Origin of the sequence: Flagellimonas marinaquae, assembly GCF_003992675.1 — a bacterium.
Classification (GTDB): Bacteria; Bacteroidota; Bacteroidia; order Flavobacteriales; family Flavobacteriaceae; genus Flagellimonas; species Flagellimonas marinaquae.
This window is the reverse complement of record NZ_RZMZ01000007.1, coordinates 363,188-382,135: the sequence shown is the minus strand read 5'-3', so window position 1 is coordinate 382,135 and position 18,948 is coordinate 363,188. Positions and strand designations below refer to the sequence as shown.

16 protein-coding genes and 1 pseudogene are annotated in these 18,948 nt (G+C 43.7%); 6 read left to right on the top strand and 11 right to left on the bottom strand.

What is annotated here, in order from left to right:
* Window positions 1-3: 3 nt before the first annotated feature.
* From porW to EO130_RS05205, 3 genes and pseudogenes are all read right to left on the bottom strand, one after another.
* Window positions 4-2,549: pseudogene (gene porW, locus EO130_RS05215) on the bottom strand (type IX secretion system periplasmic lipoprotein PorW/SprE).
* A 100-nt stretch (window positions 2,550-2,649) separates the two neighbouring features.
* Window positions 2,650-3,345: an ABC transporter ATP-binding protein gene (locus tag EO130_RS05210; RefSeq protein ID WP_127140462.1), complete on the bottom strand. Its 696-nt coding sequence runs from the start codon at window positions 3,343-3,345 to the stop codon at window positions 2,650-2,652.
* Between the two features lie 22 nt (window positions 3,346-3,367).
* The gene (locus EO130_RS05205) at window positions 3,368-4,837 is read right to left on the bottom strand and encodes a DUF5687 family protein (RefSeq protein ID WP_127140461.1); all 1,470 of its coding nucleotides are present in this window, start codon (window positions 4,835-4,837) and stop codon (window positions 3,368-3,370) included.
* A 119-nt stretch (window positions 4,838-4,956) separates the two neighbouring features.
* Between EO130_RS05205 and EO130_RS05200 the strand changes: the two genes are divergently transcribed.
* Window positions 4,957-6,003 (top strand): ferredoxin--NADP reductase, encoded by a 1,047-nt coding sequence (locus EO130_RS05200; protein WP_127140460.1) that lies wholly within the window; start codon window positions 4,957-4,959, stop codon window positions 6,001-6,003.
* 15 nt (window positions 6,004-6,018) lie between these two features.
* On the opposite strand, the gene EO130_RS05195 is transcribed toward EO130_RS05200, so the two are convergent.
* Window positions 6,019-6,795, bottom strand: coding sequence for a patatin-like phospholipase family protein (locus EO130_RS05195; protein ID WP_127140459.1), 777 nt, complete (start codon window positions 6,793-6,795; stop codon window positions 6,019-6,021).
* A 165-nt stretch (window positions 6,796-6,960) separates the two neighbouring features.
* On the opposite strand from EO130_RS05195, the gene EO130_RS05190 reads away from it, so the two are divergent.
* The 3 genes from EO130_RS05190 to arsS all read left to right on the top strand — a co-directional run bounded on the left by EO130_RS05190 (window position 6,961) and on the right by arsS (window position 9,255).
* A complete protein-coding gene (locus tag EO130_RS05190) occupies window positions 6,961-7,512 on the top strand; it encodes a fasciclin domain-containing protein (protein ID WP_127140458.1) in 552 nt (183 codons plus the stop codon).
* A 217-nt stretch (window positions 7,513-7,729) separates the two neighbouring features.
* Entirely contained in the window at window positions 7,730-8,065 is a 336-nt protein-coding gene (locus tag EO130_RS05185; protein ID WP_127140457.1) for an arsenosugar biosynthesis-associated peroxidase-like protein, read from the top strand.
* A 101-nt stretch (window positions 8,066-8,166) separates the two neighbouring features.
* Entirely contained in the window at window positions 8,167-9,255 is a 1,089-nt protein-coding gene (gene arsS / locus EO130_RS05180) for an arsenosugar biosynthesis radical SAM (seleno)protein ArsS (RefSeq protein WP_127140456.1), read from the top strand.
* A gap of 18 nt (window positions 9,256-9,273) precedes the next feature.
* Here the strand turns inward: arsS and EO130_RS05175 are convergent, their stop codons facing one another.
* Window positions 9,274-9,945: a hypothetical protein gene (locus EO130_RS05175; RefSeq protein ID WP_127140455.1), complete on the bottom strand. Its 672-nt coding sequence runs from the start codon at window positions 9,943-9,945 to the stop codon at window positions 9,274-9,276.
* Between the two features lie 821 nt (window positions 9,946-10,766).
* A complete protein-coding gene (trpS, locus tag EO130_RS05170) occupies window positions 10,767-11,735 on the bottom strand; it encodes a tryptophan--tRNA ligase (protein WP_127140454.1) in 969 nt (322 codons plus the stop codon).
* Between the two features lie 115 nt (window positions 11,736-11,850).
* Between trpS and EO130_RS05165 the strand changes: the two genes are divergently transcribed.
* Complete coding sequence (locus EO130_RS05165) at window positions 11,851-12,582, top strand: lysophospholipid acyltransferase family protein (RefSeq protein WP_127140620.1); 732 nt, start codon at window positions 11,851-11,853, stop codon at window positions 12,580-12,582.
* Here EO130_RS05165 and EO130_RS05160 read toward each other — a convergent pair.
* From EO130_RS05160 to recA, 5 genes are all read right to left on the bottom strand, one after another.
* Window positions 12,579-13,691, bottom strand: coding sequence for a histidine kinase (locus EO130_RS05160; protein WP_127140453.1), 1,113 nt, complete (start codon window positions 13,689-13,691; stop codon window positions 12,579-12,581). The two genes, EO130_RS05165 and EO130_RS05160, sit on opposite strands and share 4 nt — an antisense overlap.
* A gap of 189 nt (window positions 13,692-13,880) precedes the next feature.
* Window positions 13,881-15,335 carry an outer membrane beta-barrel protein gene (locus tag EO130_RS05155; protein WP_164732875.1) on the bottom strand — a complete coding sequence of 485 codons (1,455 nt, stop codon included), beginning with the start codon at window positions 15,333-15,335 and terminating at the stop codon, window positions 13,881-13,883.
* A gap of 11 nt (window positions 15,336-15,346) precedes the next feature.
* Window positions 15,347-15,877 (bottom strand): RNA polymerase sigma factor, encoded by a 531-nt coding sequence (locus EO130_RS05150; RefSeq protein WP_127140451.1) that lies wholly within the window; start codon window positions 15,875-15,877, stop codon window positions 15,347-15,349.
* Window positions 15,878-15,905: 28 nt separating this feature from the next.
* Complete coding sequence (locus tag EO130_RS05145; protein ID WP_127140450.1) at window positions 15,906-16,349, bottom strand: hypothetical protein; 444 nt, start codon at window positions 16,347-16,349, stop codon at window positions 15,906-15,908.
* 95 nt (window positions 16,350-16,444) lie between these two features.
* Window positions 16,445-17,452: a recombinase RecA gene (gene recA, locus EO130_RS05140; protein ID WP_127140449.1), complete on the bottom strand. Its 1,008-nt coding sequence runs from the start codon at window positions 17,450-17,452 to the stop codon at window positions 16,445-16,447.
* 274 nt (window positions 17,453-17,726) lie between these two features.
* Between recA and trhO the strand changes: the two genes are divergently transcribed.
* On the top strand, window positions 17,727-18,758 hold the full coding sequence (trhO, locus tag EO130_RS05135) for an oxygen-dependent tRNA uridine(34) hydroxylase TrhO (protein ID WP_127140448.1): 1,032 nt from the start codon (window positions 17,727-17,729) through the stop codon (window positions 18,756-18,758).
* Window positions 18,759-18,948 lie beyond the last annotated feature (190 nt).

Sequence of the window (18,948 nt, the reverse complement as noted above, 5' to 3'; positions counted from 1 at the left end):
GTTCTAGGGTTTTGGGGTTAAAATTGCGCTTTGTATGATTCTAAGTTCTTGTGGACCTGTATAATTTTGTAGTTATCCGATAAAACTACGAAATTCTCATCTTTAATCAGATAGTCCCTGTTGTTTTTTATAAGCTCTGCAAAGCCCAAGGCAAAGTCTTGGGAAGGAAAACCGTGCACCACTACAAATTCATCTTCCAAATTATAGATGTCCTTGGAAACAATGTTTTTATAGTTCAGCTCCTTGATGGCTTTTTCCAAACGGTTTTTGAGCTTGATGGCATTTTCATCATTTCTTATTTTGAACGGAAAAACTACCTTCCAGTTGGCTGTGCCCGTAGAGCCGATCTCTGGAGAAAACTCCTTGTTTTCCAATTTGGGTAGTTGCTCCTCCACTATTTGCTCGGCCTTTTTACCTTCAGGATTGTTAGGGTAGGTCAGTGCCACATAGTTCAAAGCTTCCTTAAACGGCTCAAAACCTTGCAAGCGGCCAATGGCGTTCGCTTTTAGCATTTCAAATTTGGGCACAATGGGATCTCCCGTAAATTTGTTGATGTATTCTTCCGATTGGGTAATCACATATAAAAATTCCTGCTCTTGGTACTTTTTGAACAAGGCTGCATAGCGGGCATCAGGGCTGTCCGTATCCCCATCCAAAACGGCCTGTGGATTCAACAATATTTCTGCGTAGCGCGTGTCAGGATGATTGGAAATGATGTTCTGTTTCATGTTCACCGCCAACGGACTACCAGTTTCTTCATAAATTTTATACAAGTTATATTTGGATGGCAGTATCAACCGCTCTTCGGGATTGGACGAAAGCACCCGCTCCAATTTTGCTGCGGCCAACATATTGTCCTTAAACTTTTCCTTGTAGATGAGACCCAATTGATAATTGGCAAAGTTGCGTTCGCCTTTTAAGCTGTCAATTACGGCAACATCCGTAGGAACTTGCTCCAAGTAATAGTCAACGGAATATTTTTGGTCTTCGGTAAGTACCTCATCATTAGCGGCAACCACTTCTCCCGTGGCTTCCGAAATGGAGATTTTGGCCTTATTGCTCCATCGCCAATCGTCCTCCAAGGTTCGAGTGCCCCATCGTGTCCTAAAATCGTTTCTTCCATTGCCCAAACTGGTAATATTGTAAAAGTAGAACTTGCCTTGGTTCTCTTTTCCCCCTTTGCTGTTGGCAAAAGTGGCGAAGCCGGCCGTGGTGCGTTCCCTCTCTTTTTCGGCAGCAGCTTCTTCCTTACGTTTGATTTCCGCAATGTAATCCTCAAAATAGGCTGTACGGTCCGCTATCGGCATTTGATATAGGGTAATGACACTATCGGCGTGCTGCACAATGTCCTCGTATTTGATCACATCCTCAAGGTTGTCCAGCTTCTTTTTAATGTTTCGGTGTTTTCGGGTGTTCTCATTTAGGTTGGTCAGGGTACTATCGTAGTACGAGCCCGCCATACGGTATTCGTCCTTATCAAAATAATAATCGGCGAGACTTTGATAGTTGAGGGCGTTCAATTTGCGTTCCCCTTGCGTAGCCTGAATGGATTTGTTGTAGTAGGCCAATCCAAGACTATCCTCTTCGTAGGCCATATGAAATTGGGCCACTTGGCGATAAATCTTGTCCAAGAAAGGGCGGTTCTCCCGATTCTCTTCGAGTTCGGTGAGGTATTCCAACATTTCCTCCCTGTTGCCTTCGGTAAGCTCTATATTCTGGATTTTCTTAAGGTGCGCATTGATCATGTACACCCTAGGCGATTTCCTGTTGAGTTCAATGACTTTGTTGTAGGCGTAGTTGGCACTGTCCTTATGTCCCAATTGATCGTATAACTGACCAATGATGAACAGATACCTCCCCTTTTCCGGGTTCTTTTTGGTGTAGGCTTGGGATATTTTCAATTTTTGAATGGCGGTGTCGGGGGCATTCAGGTTGATGTAGCATTGGGCCATAACTGCGTTGGCATCCGCATACTCCTGGTCCTTGAGCTTTTCGTATTTAAAAAGTCGCTTTAGGTTTTTGATGGCCACTTCGGGGTTGTCCAACCGCATATTGGTTTTCTCTCGCCAAATGGTAGCCTCGTTCAGCTTATCGCTCTTGCTGTATTTTCTAAGAATGTAGTTGAAGGATTCCAGGGCTGGAATGTAGCGCTGATCAAAGTAGCGTGATTTCCCCAGGAGCAGAAAGGCCTCATCAATCTGCGGGTTACGCTCCTCGTCCTTAATGTCCATGCTATGCTTTTGGATGGCCTTGGTGGCCTTTTCCTCCGCAATCAGAAAGTTGGGGTTGTTGTCCTCGGAATCAAGTTTAACCTCATCCGTCACTTTAAGGCGCTCTACGGGCAGGATTTCCCAATAATCGTCCCGATATGTGGCATTGATTTCATCCAATCCTTTTTGAAAGGCCAAATTACCGTTGTACAAGGTGTTGTACTCGGTGTTAAGGGCGTGCCAATTTCGGTTGATGAATTTATCCTTTTGTGTGGAACAGGCGTTAAATGCAAGTCCTCCCAAAACCACTAGGCCCAAAAATGTGTGCTGAAGCTTCAAAATTATCGATAATCTTGTGTAACCTTAAACTCAAAAATGAGCGGATTATTATAAGGCTTATCGATAAAATGCAAGAATTCTGCTGAACCTGTTTATTGCCTCAACCCGCAAAGAAAGCCTCCAGTTCCTTCATGGTTTCCGCAGAGGTAAGAAGATCTTTCACAATTTCACCTTTGTTAAGCACCACGATACGCTGGCAAACTTCGGTTACGTGAATCAAATCGTGACTGGATACCAGCACGGTGACTCCCTCTTTTGCTGCCAAATCCTTAATGATTCCCTTTAATCGAATTTGGGTGGTCGGGTCCAAATTGGCAAATGGCTCGTCCAAAATCACTACTTCGGGGTTGCCAATAAAGCTGGCCACGATGCCCACCTTTTTTTGGTTTCCTTTGGAAAGGTCCCTAAGATATTTTTTCTGGTTGAGGATTTCTCCATGGAAGAAGTCATCAAAATTGGCCAATAACGCATCCACATCTGCTTTGTTTCTGCCGCGTAGTTCGCCGATAAAGTAGAAGTACTCTTCGGGAGTGAGGTATCCAATCAAAAAGGATTCATCGATAAAAGCGGAGGTAAATGGCTTCCAGGCCTCGCTTTGGTCCACCTGTACCTCGTTGTTGATAATATGCCCGGAAGAGGGCTGAATCAAATCCAACAATAGACTGAAAAGGGTTGTCTTGCCCGCCCCATTGTTACCGACAAGGCCAAAACTCTGTCCTTTCGGGATTTCCAAATGGTCAATGTTCAAAACGGTCTTGTCTCCGTAGGTCTTGGTCAAATTATGAACTGTGATCATGTATTTTTCTGTTAATGGTTTTTTATTTCTGTTTGTATGCTTGTAGTGTCTTGTACTTTTCCTTTTTATAAATGCCTTCGATCATGGTAAATACTCTGTTTTTGAAAGCGAATCCGAGTATGCCAAAAACGGCCACAAAAATGTATCCAGCTATGGGATTGATCAAAAAGTGACCAATGGCGTAGATAATAATGGGCAATACCAGCTTGGGCAAGGTCAGCAACAAGGTTTTGGCATTAAAGGCCTGCTTGTCGCCGAATGCCTTTTTGTTCGAGGTGAGCTCAATGGGCGTTTTTACATAAGCCCCGCCCCATAGCACAAGGTAACTATTGATGCCGATGTTGTAAATGGCACCTACCAGGACCGCAGCGTAGGCTTCCCATCCAAAATAAAGGTAAAACGTAGCCAAGAACGTGGAAATCACCGTAGCGATAATCACCAAATACCATTTGGAAGAAAGGTATTCCCGATACTTGATATTTTGGCTCATCATCAGGGGGTAGTAGCTGCTGTCCCAACTGGGCACATACTGTCCAAAACTGAACAAGAACCCTCCCGTCACAAATATGCCCGCAAAGATTTTCCAAAAAGGTCCGTCGTATACTTCAATGGCATTGGTAAAGAAGAGCAACCCGTAAAAAATAAAGAAGAATCCTGCTATTACGGCCGAGCGTGAGCGTTTGTTGCGCTTGATCAGTTTGATATCGTTCTTTAGGAAGGTGCCCAAGTTGCCGAAGCGGTCCAGCCACTCCAAATTTTCAGTCTTGGCCTCGGTATGCTTTTTGGCCAAACCACCATCCAAATACATATGCTTTTTAAAGTAGGCAAAGGCACCATAATACAGTCCTGCCAAAATCACCCAAGGGATAATGGCCGTCCATGACATATCATAGAAAAAGTCGAAAATGGGTTGGGTGTAGAATGTAATATCGAACCATTGATAATACTGAGAAGCACCAGCCAAAATAAAGAGCGCTGCCAACACATAAAAAACAACGTTCTGGTTGTTTACCATCACATTGATGAAATTATTACAGTAAAGCAAGGCCATCATAGCCAAATGCCAACCAACTACTTGCAGCGCAGGATAGCCTTGAGCAATCAACACAATACTAAAGGGCACAAAAAAGAAGGCATGGGCCACATTGAAGAAAGAAATGGCTGTTTTTCCCAAAGAAAAATGGACCACTTTGCTTTTGCTGATAGGCAAATACAACAAGGGCTTGATGTTCGTGACCGGCATTTTTTGTAGCATGTACCGGAATACAAGGTCGAACGCCAAATAATAGATCATAAATCGGTTGATGACCCTCAAGGGATCGCCAATTCCCATTTCCTCGATGATAAAATAGGCGCCAACGCCCATTCCCAAGAACATGGCAATAAAGTACAACGCCCCTAAAGCCATCAAAATCTTGAACCAAATTTCGGTCTTGAAGGTTGCCGATCTAAAAAATGACTTCCACTGGAGCCCAATAAAATGTTTTAGCATGGTCGGTGTTTTTTTAGTTGGTATCTAAAATATGGGATTTGTTACACAAGGAAAATGCTTTTTCTAAAAATAGCTCTCAAAAGGAGTGTAATGCTTAATTTTGCAGGAAAAATTTATACATGAGCCAATTCCATGCCTTAAAAATAGCTGCGGTAGACCAATTGACACCCAATGCCGTAGCCCTCACTTTTGATATTCCAAACGAACTTAAAGAAGCATTTGCCTACAAAGCAGGTCAATATATTACCCTAAAACATCAATTGAATGGAAAGGAGCTCCGTAGGGCCTATTCCATTTCCTCCCCTCCCTCATCGGGAAAATTGACCGTGGGCATCAAAAAAATGGAAGACGGGACCTTTTCCGTTTATGCAAACGAACAACTAAAGGCCGGAGACACCTTGGAAGTAATGGTGCCCGAAGGACGTTTTGTTTTTGATTCCTCAGAGCCACAAACCATTGCGGCTTTTTCTGCCGGTAGTGGCATTACCCCCATTATGAGTATCGTCCAAACCGTGTTGGAGAGTCACCCAGAGAACCATTTTGTTTTGGTATTCGGAAACCAAACACCCGAAGAGACCATGTATTTTAGGACCATCCAATCGTTAAAGGAGCGTTATGGTGACCGACTTTTTGTCCAATATGTGTTCAGCAGGTCCAGCGAAGAAGGCGCACTTTTTGGTCGCATTGAAAAATCTACGGTAAACTTTGTTTTGAAGAACAAGTTCAAAGGGACTGCATTTGATGCCTTTTATCTGTGCGGCCCGGAGGAAATGATCAACCAAGTAACGGATACCTTAAAGGACAATGGCATACCCAAGGACAAAATCCATTTTGAGCTTTTCACTAGCAGCGACACCGAAGACGAGCTTGCCGGAGAACTCGAAGGCAAAACGCAAGTTGAGGTTCTCTTGGACGATGAGACCTTTACCTTTGTAATGGACAAAAAGGAATTGGTGCTGGACGCTGTGCTAAAACAAGACATAGACGCGCCCTATTCTTGCCAAGGGGGTGTTTGCAGTAGCTGTATTGCGCGTCTCACCGAAGGCAAGGTGGAGATGGTAAAAAACCAAATCTTAACGGACAGTGAAATCGAAGAAGGCTTTGTACTGACCTGTCAATCGCACCCCGTAAGTGCCAAAATCAAAATAGACTACGATAACGTTTAATGAAGTAGACCCCAGCTAGGAAGTTTGGGACATCATTTTTTCGAGGGCCCTACAACCATGGTCGTACCCAATCGTAAAGGCGTTTTCAATGCCCTTTTTATCGAGTACCCCAACGGAATCCAACTCTTTGGGTTCAATAAAGAGGTCGCATTGCTGTAATTTTTCATGGTTGGAGGCATGAATCATTAAACTGGTGACCCTGGCCGTAAGTTGGAATGAGTTCTTGAGGTCTTTTTTCTGTAGGGGAGCGGTGATAGAAACATTGCTTCCAATCACAAAGTCTGTTAGATGATCTACATATTCCTTTGGAAAATTGTTCATGATGCCACCATCGGCATAGAGCACATCATCAATGGTGACCGGGCTAAATACCGGGGGCAATGCTGCCGAGGCCAATAATGGCTTGATGAGTTCGCCATCATAGAATACCTTTTCGTTGCCTTTGAGCAGATCTGTGGCCACTACAAAAAGTGGTCGTTTCAGACTCTTGAAACTATTCTCAGGAAAAAACTGTTTGAAAATGCTGAAATATCTTTCGGTATCAATGAATCCCGGTTTGTTAATGGCAAAGAAACTATACTGGAACAGCGGCGTCTCCTTGAAGAACTTGAGCATATCATCCACTGAATTATCGTTGGCATAAAGGGCGCCCACAAGGGCACCTATACTGGTCCCTGCCACTACTTTGGCTTCAACCTGGTGTTCCCGCAGGGCCTTAATAAGCCCAATATGTGCCATCCCGCGAACACCACCGCCGGAAAGTACCAAGCCTATGGATTTATCCTTGAGCATCTGTTTATTAAATCAATTGGTTGTAGGTGTAAAGGTACTATTTTGAAGGAATGCTAATGTGGGATGAATGTTGTATTTCGATTAAAAACCACATTCGCATCAAAAAAACCAAACCCCCTTAGCTAAAACTCCGTAAGTGTTGATATAAACTAAAAATTACATCACATGAAATCTTTTAAAACAGTAACATTATTATTTTCCTGTATTGGCTTGATGGCCATGTCCAATGCATTCGCACAAAATAAAATGGTGGGCGGTGCACCCATGTACCCGAGCAAGGATATTGTTTCCAATGCCGTGAACTCCAAAGACCACACAACCTTGGTGGCTGCCGTAAAAGCGGCCGGATTGGTGGAAACCTTGCAAGGCGAGGGCCCGTTCACCGTATTTGCACCTACCAACAGTGCTTTTGAAAAATTGCCCGAAGGAACCGTAGCCACGCTATTGAAACCAGAGAACAAGTCCAAGTTGCAAAGTGTGCTTACCTATCACGTAGTGCCAGGGAAGTACAGCGCCAAGGATTTGATGAAGTGGATCAAAAAAGGGAAAGGTATGGCCGAACTTACCACAGCAAACGGAGGAAAGCTGACCGCCATGATGAAAAACGACATGATCATGATCAAAGATGGTTCCGGAAATGTGTCTACCGTTACCATTGCAGATGTTAACCAATCGAACGGTGTTATCCATGTAGTGGATACTGTAGTGCTCCCATAAATTAAAATGTTTTTAGAAAGTTAATTTTTAAATCAGGGAAAGAGCGGCAAATGCCGCTCTTTTTGTTTGTTAGCCATATAATTTGCTGCAAAGCAATACTATAGCATCCCAGATAAAATTTTGGGTCCGATGGTGTAATCATTCGCATATACTTTCGACCTAATCCATTACCAATATTTGTTGTATGTTTAAATAAAAACATCAAATCCAAAAAAACATGGCGAACTCCTATTACGATCCAGCAGATCTTAGAAAATTCGGAAACATTACAGAATGGAGCGAAGAACTTGGCAACAAGTTTTTTGAGTACTACGGAAAGGTGTTTGAGGAAGGCGCCTTGAGTGCCAGAGAAAAATCCCTGATTGCCTTGGCGGTCGCCCACGTAGTAAAATGTCCTTACTGCATTGATGCCTATACCAAAGATGGGCTGCAACGTGGCATTACCAAAGAAGAAATGATGGAGGCCGTTCATGCGGGGGCTGCCATTGAGAGCGGCGCCACTCTTGTTCATGGAGTTCAAATGATGAACAAGTACGAAAAGCTTTCGATGTAGTTTCGGCTTATTTCGCTTTTAATTGAAAGTCGCCAAGTGTTGAACACCAATGTATAGGAAGGAGAATGAACTTTTCCTAAAATGATTAGATAACGTATAGCATGACGCAAAGCATACTCAGAGATATAAAAAAAGCAGCCAAAAAGTCCCTAAAAGCAAGGGAAGACGAGCTCGCGAACACCCAAAAGCAATTGGAAGTGCTGAATGGAGAGTTGTTTTCGAGTGGTGAACTGCCCTATTTTAAAGATAAGATTGCCAAATCGGGCCAATTTCCCCTAAAGCCCAAAACGTTGGAAGTGCTCCAGATCAATGTCGGTTATATGTGCAATCAGGTTTGTGCGCACTGCCATGTGGATGCCGGGCCCGACCGAAAGGAAATCATGACCCGTGAAACCATGGAACAGTGCCTTGAGGTGATTCGAAATACCGGGGCACACACTTTGGACCTTACCGGTGGCGCACCAGAAATGAATCCAGATTTTAGGTGGTTCGTGGAAGAAGCATCCAAGGCTGGCATTAAAGATTTTATCGTTCGGTCCAATCTCACCATCATTTTGGCCAACAAAAAATACCATGATTTACCAGAGTTCTTCAAAAAACACAATGTACACGTGGTATCTTCCATGCCGCATTACACCCGTGGAAAAACCGACAAGCAACGTGGCGACGGGGTTTTTGATAAGTCCATCAAGGCCCTTCAAATGCTCAACGAGGTGGGCTATGGCAAACCTGATAGTGATTTGCGTTTGGATTTGGTATACAATCCTTCCGGGGCATTTTTGCCCGCCGACCAAACTGCAATGGAACGCGATTTTAAAAAGGCTCTGAAAGAAGACTTTGATATTGATTTTCACAACTTATTTGCCATAACCAATTTGCCCATTTCACGGTTTTTGGATTACCTCATCGCTTCTGACAATTACGAGGACTACATGTACTCTTTGGTGGAGGCGTACAATCCTACCGCCGTGGAAAATGTGATGTGTACCAACACTATTTCCGTAAGCTGGGATGGCTGGCTATACGATTGCGATTTTAACCAGATGCTGGACCTGAAAGTGGCGAGCAAAGTAAAACATATCAAAGATTACAACGACGATGTGCTGAACAATCGTGAGATTGTTATCTCGCAACACTGTTATGGTTGCACGGCCGGTGCGGGGAGTAGTTGCCAAGGAACGGTTGCCTAGCCGCTTTGGGTGTTACCCTCAAAATCGATGTTGATAATCCCAATCCAATCCATCATCATCCAAGGATGCTTTTGTAATTCCAGTGTATCGCTCTTTCCAGGGAGAAGGGTCAATCAATTGGATGGATTCGCTTAGCTGAGTTGTTATGTCCATCAAATCGACCACCAAAGGCTGGTCAAAATTTCCACTGGATTTTAGTTCAAAAGTTTGCCCGCCATTATTAAAGTACAAGGCGTAGTGTAAAAACTCCTTATCAGCCTCAACATTCAACAGGGGAGCATCTCGCTCGGTAGATATATGGAAAGGTATGTAGCCAGAGTGTCTTACAATCTTATGCTGAAGTTGGATAAAAGCTTCGTCTAACCCTTTAAATTTTTCGCTTTTGATGGTTCCTAAAACTGCGTCAATCTCTGGAAATTTTATCTCTTTGGATTGCTTTAGGTACTCCATGTCCTTTTTTCTGTCCCAAGCCACTACCCGTATCATGGGAGCTAAAAAATCCGTTTCCTTGTTCCAAGTATCATCGCTCCAAATCGAATAGGATGTCAATATACCAGATTTAGGCTGATGCAGGATTATTCGGAAATCTTTTTTGAGCCAGTCGCCACTCGCTTTGTGGATAACGGACGATGGTCCTTCCAAGAGCATATTCCCAATTGTAGTTATTCGTTGGCGGTTGGTGTTGGTCATAGACTGGGATTTTAAGATTTAACGCAAAGGTTTTGTTTGGGGAAAATAATAGTATCCTTCAATTTTTGGTGGGACCGTGTAATGATAATATGTTGAAATTCTTGCATCTGAAATTCATCCTTTTTTCAGTAATTCTGGAGAAGTTGAAACAAATTGGAAGAATAATTTGGTGCGATCTGACGGATGCCCCTTCCGATCTGACGGATGGTGCTTTTGATCTGACGGATTTTTTTTGGACATTAGATTTTAGACGTGAGATTTGAGATTTGAGATTTTGGAAGTCGGAAGTCGGAAGTCGGAAGTCGGGAGTTATGAGTTCGGAGTTAAGATGTCATTTCGAGCTGTCACCCCGAGCGATGGTCATTGAGCGGAGTCGAAATGAGTCGAGGGGGCAGTCGAGAAATCTGGATAGGAGCCAAGAGGCAGGAATCAAGAGCCAAGAGTGCAGTTTTTGAACTTGATACTTGAACCTGAGTTTTTCCATCGGATTTCTCCATCGTCACGTTGTTCCTCATGTCGAAAAGACCTCTTACCGTCATGCTGAACTGGTTTCAGCATCTCATAAAATGGATTCCGCATCATGCTTCGACTCCGCTCAGCAACCGTGCGGAATGACAAATAGAGAAGTTTTTGGACCGTATCAAGGGCAGTTCGCCTATAATCGCCAAAACAGAACAGTCGTCCTGATTTTTAACGCAATTCACCGAACGTTTGCCGGCAGAAATCGAACTTTATAGGGTTTTAGGGGCAAAATCAGGGTTTCCGGTGGATTTTTGGAATCCGTAGGTTCCCAGTCTATTGGCCAAATGTTCGATGAATGGCTAGTATCCTAGTTTTTCCCTGACCCTGGCCAATACCCCATCGGCCACTTTTCGAGCTTTTTCGGCGCCAAAGGCGAGTGCTTCGTCCACTTCGTTTTGGTGGTTCATGTAGTACTCGAACTTTTCCCTAGGCTCTTCGAACTTGGTAATCAGAAGTTCATACAGTGCTTGCTTGGCATGACCATAACCGTAGTTTCCGGCCAAATAATTGGCGCTCATTTCTTCTATCTGCTCAGGAGTTGCCAAAAGCTTGTATAGGGCAAAAACATTGTCCGTGCTTGGGTCTTTGGGGTCTTCCATGGGCGTGCTATCCGTAACAATGCCCATAATCTGTTTGCGCAGTTTTTTGTCCGGTTGGAACAGATTGATGAGATTGCCTCTACTTTTGCTCATTTTTTCGCCATCGGTTCCGGGAACGTACATGGTCTGTTCGTGCACCTTGGCTTCAGGCATTACAAAAGTTTCCCCCATTTGGTTATGGAAGCGGGAGGCTACATCGCGCGTCATTTCCAGATGCTGCAATTGGTCTTTCCCTACGGGAACTATGTCGGCATCGTACAGTAAGATATCGGCTGCCATCAACATCGGATAGGTAAACAGGCCTGCGTTTACGTCTTCCAATCGATCGGCCTTATCTTTAAAGGAGTGTGCCAGCGTCAATCTTTGATATGGAAAAAAACAGCTGAGGTACCACGCCAGTTCTGCGGTCTGTGGAATATCGCTCTGTCGGTAAAAAACGGTTTTTTCAATATCAAGGCCAAAAGCGAGCCATGCGGCGGCAATGGCGTAGGTGTTGTTGCGCAACAGTTCCCCGTCCTTGATTTGGGTAAGGGAGTGCATATCGGCAATAAAGAGAAAGGAATCGTTCTTAGGGTCTTGGGCCATTTCAATGGCAGGCGCAATGGCACCCAAAATATTGCCCAAATGTGGTGTTCCTGTACTTTGTATCCCGGTCAGAATTCGCGCCATGCTTCGTTTTTTGCGCATAAAAGTAAGCATCCCCTGCGTATTAAAAAAGAAGTACTTCGTCTAAAAGATGAGTGGTGTGTTGAATGAAAATTCTGAAATACTTTACATTTGGTCTATGTTAGGTGTGGTTAGAAATGTGGGGCATGTTTTGTATAGGGTATGGTTTTATATCTTGGTCACCTTACCTATACTGTTGTTTTTTCCATTATTACTGCTTTTCACGATTTCCGAGAAGACTTATCATCAGTTCTTTTGGTTGGCGCGTAACCTTTGGGCCAAACCCATTTTGTACGGCATGGGCTGTTTTCCTAAAATTGAGCGTGAACAGCGCATGAAAAAGGGGAAGAGTTATATGTTGGTGGCCAACCACACCAGTATGCTCGATATTATGCTGATGCTCATTGTCAGCCGTAATCCCTTTGTGTTTGTTGGCAAAAAAGAGTTGGTAAGCATTCCCATCTTCGGATTTTTCTATAAAAGGGTCTGTATTTTGGTGGATAGGGACAGCGTAAAGAGCAGGACCGGGGTGTACCGAAGGGCCCAAAAACGATTGAATCAAGGGTTGAGCATCTGCATTTTTCCAGAAGGTGGGGTGCCGGATGAAGAAATTGTTTTGGACCACTTTAAGGATGGTGCTTTTAAAATGGCGATCGCCCATAAAATTCCTGTGGTGCCCATGACCTTTTTGGACAATAAGAAGCGATTTTCCTTTACTTTTTTCAGTGGTGGACCCGGAAGTATCAGGGCAAAAGTGCATTCCTTCTTTGAAACAGGTATTTTGAGTGCGGAGGATACTTCCACTTTGCGTGAGGAAGTAAGGGAAGTCATATTAAGGGATTTGATTTAGATCAAATTCGGGAGCTGCAATAAAATGCTTTTCTTGTACATGCCCTTCGCCCTAACGCTGGAGGTCTCGTGGGCAATATTGTAACCTTTTACCGTATTGAGAAGGCGCACTTGGTCTTTCCACTTAAGGATATCTTCGCGGTAATCCAGATTTTTAGAGATGTGCGGATCTAAATTTTTGCAATGATACTGCACCTTTAGGGTCACAGATTTTTGGGATGATTTAATGTCAATATGGAAATGTTGGTCGATTTCTTGGTTGATGGATGATTGTTCCACAATGTTCTCAAAGAGCATCAAGACGATAAAAGATGGAATGACGGCCTCCTCAATGTTGTGATTGTCCTTTTCTATGGAAATGGTGTAGGCAAACGAGTCATCATACCTCAACTTTTGAAGTTTTAGGTACCAATGTAACATGTCAATTTCGTGATACAAAGGAGTGGTGTCCTCGCCCAATTGCTTGAGGTAATACCGGACCAATCGGCTAAAGGTGGAAAAATAATCCAAGGCCAGTTTGGTCTTTTGTGCGGTGATGAAATACTGGATGGCATTAAGGGAGTTAAAGATAAAGTGGGGGTTTAACTGGGAATTAAGGGCTTTCAATTTTAATTCCATCATTTCTTCCCGTATTTGGAAGAGCTTTTCCTGTTTTTCCAAGAGTTCCATATTGGCACGGACGCTCTTTATTTTTATGGCACAAATGGACGCAATGGCCGATAGCATTTTTAGATGGCGCTCGGTAAAAAATCCTTTTTTGGGATGTTCACAATCGATTACGCCATATAGATGATCTTCGTAGGTGATGGGCACACAAATTTCTGAAAGGCGGTTGTCATCATCCTCAATATAGCGGGGGTCTTGCGAAGTGTCCACGACCAATTCCGCTTGGCGGGTTTTGGCCACTGCCCCTGTTATGCCTTGCCCTACGGGTATTTCTACCGGGTTGTACAAGGTACGTTCCTTTGGGTTCTTTGGCCCATAAGCGGCCTTTTGGATAAGGACATTGTTGTGGTTGACCAAGTAGACCACACAGTCCACAAAGCCCAGTTTGGCGATACAATTTTTGGCGACATCCCAAAGAATATCCTCTTCGTTTTCCTTTCCCATTAACGATTTGGAAAAGTACACAAGGATGTCTTCAAAACTCTCAGCGGTCACAGTATCAATCCTTTGGTTAGTGTTGAAGTTGAAAAAGTAAGAAAAATATGCGAATGTTTTATAAAAAAAAGCGCCCTAAGAATAGAGCGCTCGAATGATTGCATAAAGGAGCAATCTTCCTAACCAACTTTTTGGATGCTAGAACCTAAAACTGAAACCACTGTACACCCCAATGGAATATGGGCGAAAGCTGCCCGATACGTTGGAAAAAGTGTTCAGTTGGTATTTGAATACGGGTTCAACATTGATTTGTATTTTCTGGGAAAATTTGTAATTAAGCCCCATCCCTACGTTTGCACTAAAATTCATCGAATTGATGTTATTGGCCTCGCCCACTTCGGTTACCAAATCGTTTGATTCCAGCAATACGGCATTGTCCACCAAAAACAGCGAGCTTACCCCTCCTATGAGATCGACTCCGAACCTCTTGTCCACAACCGCGTAATTCAATTCTAAGGGAACTTCAATGTAGCCAAATTGCTGCACCATGGCACCATTAAAGGTGGGAGCTTCGTTCAGGGCAATTTCCTTGGAATTGGCGACGGGTGAATTTTTTGCATTGTTTTTACTTTCAACAATGATGGATTCAGCGTTCCTGTCGTAATTGATGTTTTGGATTCTGTCATTGGAGGCGGACCTTAGGGCCGAGGAAAATACCACGTCATCGGTGTTATAGCCAAAGTTGACGCGATGCACTCCAGAGCGTATTTTTAGTTTTTTTCCCACTTCGTAGGCCACATTAAGACCATAACTCAGATTAACGTTTCCCGATTTGGAGTTGGAAGCAAAACTGGGGTCAATTGGGGATCCACTGCCAGAGGCATCAAAATAAACAGGTGCCACGGAAGGTCCTACGGACCATTTGCCGGATTTGTTTTTAGCAACAGCTTCTTCGATTTCGTTTTGCTCGGCTATGGCATCAAAAATAGACTGCTTCTTGGCTTCTTTTTGTTCCTTGGTATTATCGGCCACTTCGGTTTCAGCGACAATCGTCTCTTTATTGGACTGGTTTTTGGACGCCGAATCTCTATCTTCAATAGAAACAATGCCTTCGGCACCCTCCCTATCAGTTCTTTGTAAGGGTTGGGTTTTAGCATCCCCCAAATCATACCGATTGTTTTTATTTTTGGTCAACGAACGTTTTTCGGTCCTGTTTTGTTCTGTCTTTTGTACTACCGAAACCTGATTTCCCATCAAGCTGTTGTTGGGTTCCATCTTTTGTTGCTTGGTGGTACTTTCATCATCAGTGCTGCTCACTAGACCCTCTTCATTTTCCGGAACCATATTATCCTTCGTCCCGTTCTCTATCTGATCAGCCCCTAACTTATCTCCACTATCGGGCGAAACAACGTTCTCTTTTTCAGAAATTACCTGTTGCTCCATGGTGTCTTCAGCAAAAGGATTGGTCAGTACTACCAGCAAGACCAAGGCTGCTGCAACGCCGCCCAGGCTCCACCAAAGCGGAAAGGCGCGTTTCTTCTGTTTTTTCTGGTCCAAGGAAGCTTCGATGGAAGCCCAGACTTTTGGGTCCGGTGCTTCTTGGAAGTCGCTAAAGCGTTCCTTGAACAATTGCTCTAAATTCTTTTTCCCCATTGTCATTCCGTTTAAGCAATGTTTATTTTGGTTTTTTCTATTTTTTCCCTCAAAATGGCCTTGGCCCGAGCCAAATTTGATTTTGAGGTTCCGGTGGATGTCCCCAACATCTCACTGATTTCCTTGTGGCTGTAACCGTCGAGTACGTATAGGTTGAACGTTAGTCGATATTTGTGGGGCAGTTCTTGAATGTACCCCAACAAGGTGGAAAGGCTGATGTCGGTACCGTCGGTGTCCACCTCTATTTCATCCTCCGTGTTTTCTGAAACCACATTCAGGTGTTGGTCCTTTCTATATTTTTGGAGTACCGTATTTACGGTAATCCGTTTGGCCCATCCTTCAAAAGACCCTTTGAACCCATATTGGTCGATCTTGTCAAAAATGGTGATAAAACTATCGTGCAGATTGTCTTCCGCCTCCGTTTTATTCCGAGAATATTTGAGGCACATCCCGAAAAGGATACCAGAATAACGCTGGTATAATTCGGCTTGTGCCTGTCGGTTTCCCTTTTGACAATGATATATCAGTTCTTCAAGATCCAAATGTTGGTCAATGTTGGATTTTTAGTTGTTATTGATTTGTGGTCTCCGTTTCGGCAATCGGTACGGTGTACTCCAAAAAGGTTGGGTTACCATCCTCATCTTCGCCCGCATAAAAACGGAAGACATAGTCCTTGGTGTAAATTACATTAAATTTTAAGGTGGCTACCACTTCTTCTAAAGCTTGCGTACAAACCTTGTCCTCATCGGTAAGCACGGAGCCCACTACGACCACTTCCCGACCAGTTTCTGCCGTTTGTGATACATTAAAACCTTCAAAAAAGGTACAGCCATTGGGCCTTTGGTAGGTTACTTCAATGTCATAGGTTTTTCCAAACTCGAACGATTCGGGCATTTGGGCCTCTACCGTGTTTAGTGCGGTAAAGTAAAAATTGGGGGAATCATCATCCACCTCACAAGAGATGAACCATGAGCATGCCATAATCAACAGGAATGGCATCAGCACTTTTTTCATAATAAATCCTTTGTCCCTAAGATGTGCTGCACACCTAAGGGTTGCGTAGGATTTTGAAGGCCAATGTCAACCTGCCGGGAAAATCGATAAAAGACTTATTGGTTTACTGCGGCAATAGCCTCTTTGATCTTGGCTTCCAACTCTTCGGCTAGTTCGGGATTATCCAACAAAAGGGATTTAACGGCATCCCGTCCCTGTCCCAACTTGGTGTCACCGTAACTAAACCAAGAGCCACTCTTTTTCACGATTTCGTAGGCCACCCCCAAGTCGAGGATTTCACCGATCTTGGAAATGCCTTCTCCGTACATAATATCAAATTCGGCAGTTTTGAAAGGAGGTGCAACCTTGTTCTTGACAACTTTTACCCTTGTCTTGTTTCCTTGTACCTCGCCGTGGGTGTCCTTAATTTGGGTAGATCTTCTGATGTCCAAGCGAACGGAAGCATAAAACTTTAGAGCGTTACCACCGGTAGTCGTTTCTGGGTTACCAAACATGACCCCAATTTTTTCCCGCAACTGGTTGATGAAGATTACGGTACACTTTGTTTTGCTGATGGTGGAGGTGAGCTTTCGTAGGGCCTGTGACATCAATCTGGCGTGCAATCCCATTTTGGAATCGCCCATTTCCCCTTCGATTTCACTTTTTGGGGTCAAGGCAGCCACGGAATCCACAATAACAATGTCGATGGCCCCAGAACGAATCAGGTTGTCGGCAATCTCTAAGGCTTGTTCCCCGTGATCGGGCTGCGAAATAATGAGGTTATCGATATCTACACCGAGCTTTTTGGCATAAAAACGGTCGAAAGCGTGTTCTGCATCAATAAAAGCGGCAATCCCACCTGCTTTTTGTGCTTCGGCAATAGCATGCAAAGTAAGTGTGGTCTTACCCGAAGATTCCGGGCCATAAATCTCCACGACCCTACCTTTCGGATAACCGCCCACCCCAAGGGCAATATCCAACCCCAACGAGCCAGAAGGAATCACTTCAACATCTTCAACAACACTGTCGCCCATTTTCATGACAGCACCTTTGCCGTAAGTTTTGTCCAACTTGTCCAAGGTAAGTTTAAGGGCCTTTAATTTTGCTTCTTTCTCGTTGCTCATTGTAAAAAAATTATTAGGAAGGCTAAAATACCATTTCTTTCCACATGAAAAAAAGAGCACGCAACCTTTTTAATAACATTACATCTTTAGTGTACTAACTCATCTCCATAGAGTCAATTATGGCTCGCAATTGCTATGAGAAAGAGAACGCTGCTATGAGAAAGTAGTAATGGATTAAAGGGGCCTTCGCGGCCCTTTTAGTTTGCTCTCCCTTAATTTTCTATCTTTGCCGCACATTTAAAAGAACCATTCTTAAAACTTAATCCGGTATAGCATGCAACTGTACAACACATTAAGTGCAAAGGAAAGGGAAGCGCTTATTGAGGAAGCCGGGAAAGAACGGCTTACCATCTCTTTCTATAAATACGCACGAATAGGTAATCCACAGATTTTTAGAAACCATCTTTTTTTGGCTTGGGACCAAATGGAAGTTCTAGGGCGCATTTATGTGGCCCACGAAGGAATCAATGCCCAGCTTTCGGTGCCCGCGGAAAACTTCAATAGCTTCAAAGCGCATTTGGACAATATTACCTTTTTGGAAAATGTAAGGCTTAACATTGCCATTGAGCAGGACAACAAATCCTTTTTAAAATTGAAGGTAAAAGTGCGCGATAAAATCGTGGCCGATGGATTGAACGATGACACCTTTGATGTCACCAACAAAGGCATACACGTAGGCGCCGAACAATTTAACCAGCTCATCGAAGATGAAAACACCGTGCTAGTGGATATGCGCAACCACTACGAAAGCGAGATAGGACACTTTAAAAATGCCATAACCCCAGATGTGGATACCTTCCGTGACTCATTGGACATCATCGAAAAAGATTTGGCTGCCCACAAAGAGGACAAAAACCTTGTGATGTACTGCACCGGGGGTATCCGTTGTGAAAAAGCCAGCGCCTATTACAAGCACAAAGGCTTCAAAAACGTTTTTCAGCTGGAAGGCGGCATTATCGAATATACCCGACAAGTGTGCGAAAAGCAATTGGAAAACAAATTCTTGGGCAAAAACTTTGTCTTTGACCATAGGCGAGGCGAACGTATCTCCGAAGATGTGATCGCACATTGCCATCAATGTGGAAAGCCATGCGATACCCACGTCAACTGCGCCAACGAAGCGTGCCATTTGTTGTTTATTCAATGTGATGAATGCGCCAAAGAAATGAACAATTGTTGTTCGGTGGACTGCATGGAGGTTCATGCATTGCCTTACGAGGAACAAAAGCGTTTGCGCAAGGGCAAGGGAGCAAGCAATAAAATATTCAAAAAAGGACGCTCTCCCGTGTTGAAATACAAGAAGTAGCATTTCACTACTGCGACAAATTGTACTATATTTACATCAAGTAATTTTTTATGAACCCTATTGGGGCTGCCCAAACAGCTGAGTAAAAATGGTTCTTTGTCGGGTTTGGTGATGGTATGATTAAGGTTTCCCTATGTTTGAAGGAATTCCTATCCTTGCTTGAATAGACATTTTGCTTTTTTGGCTCCCC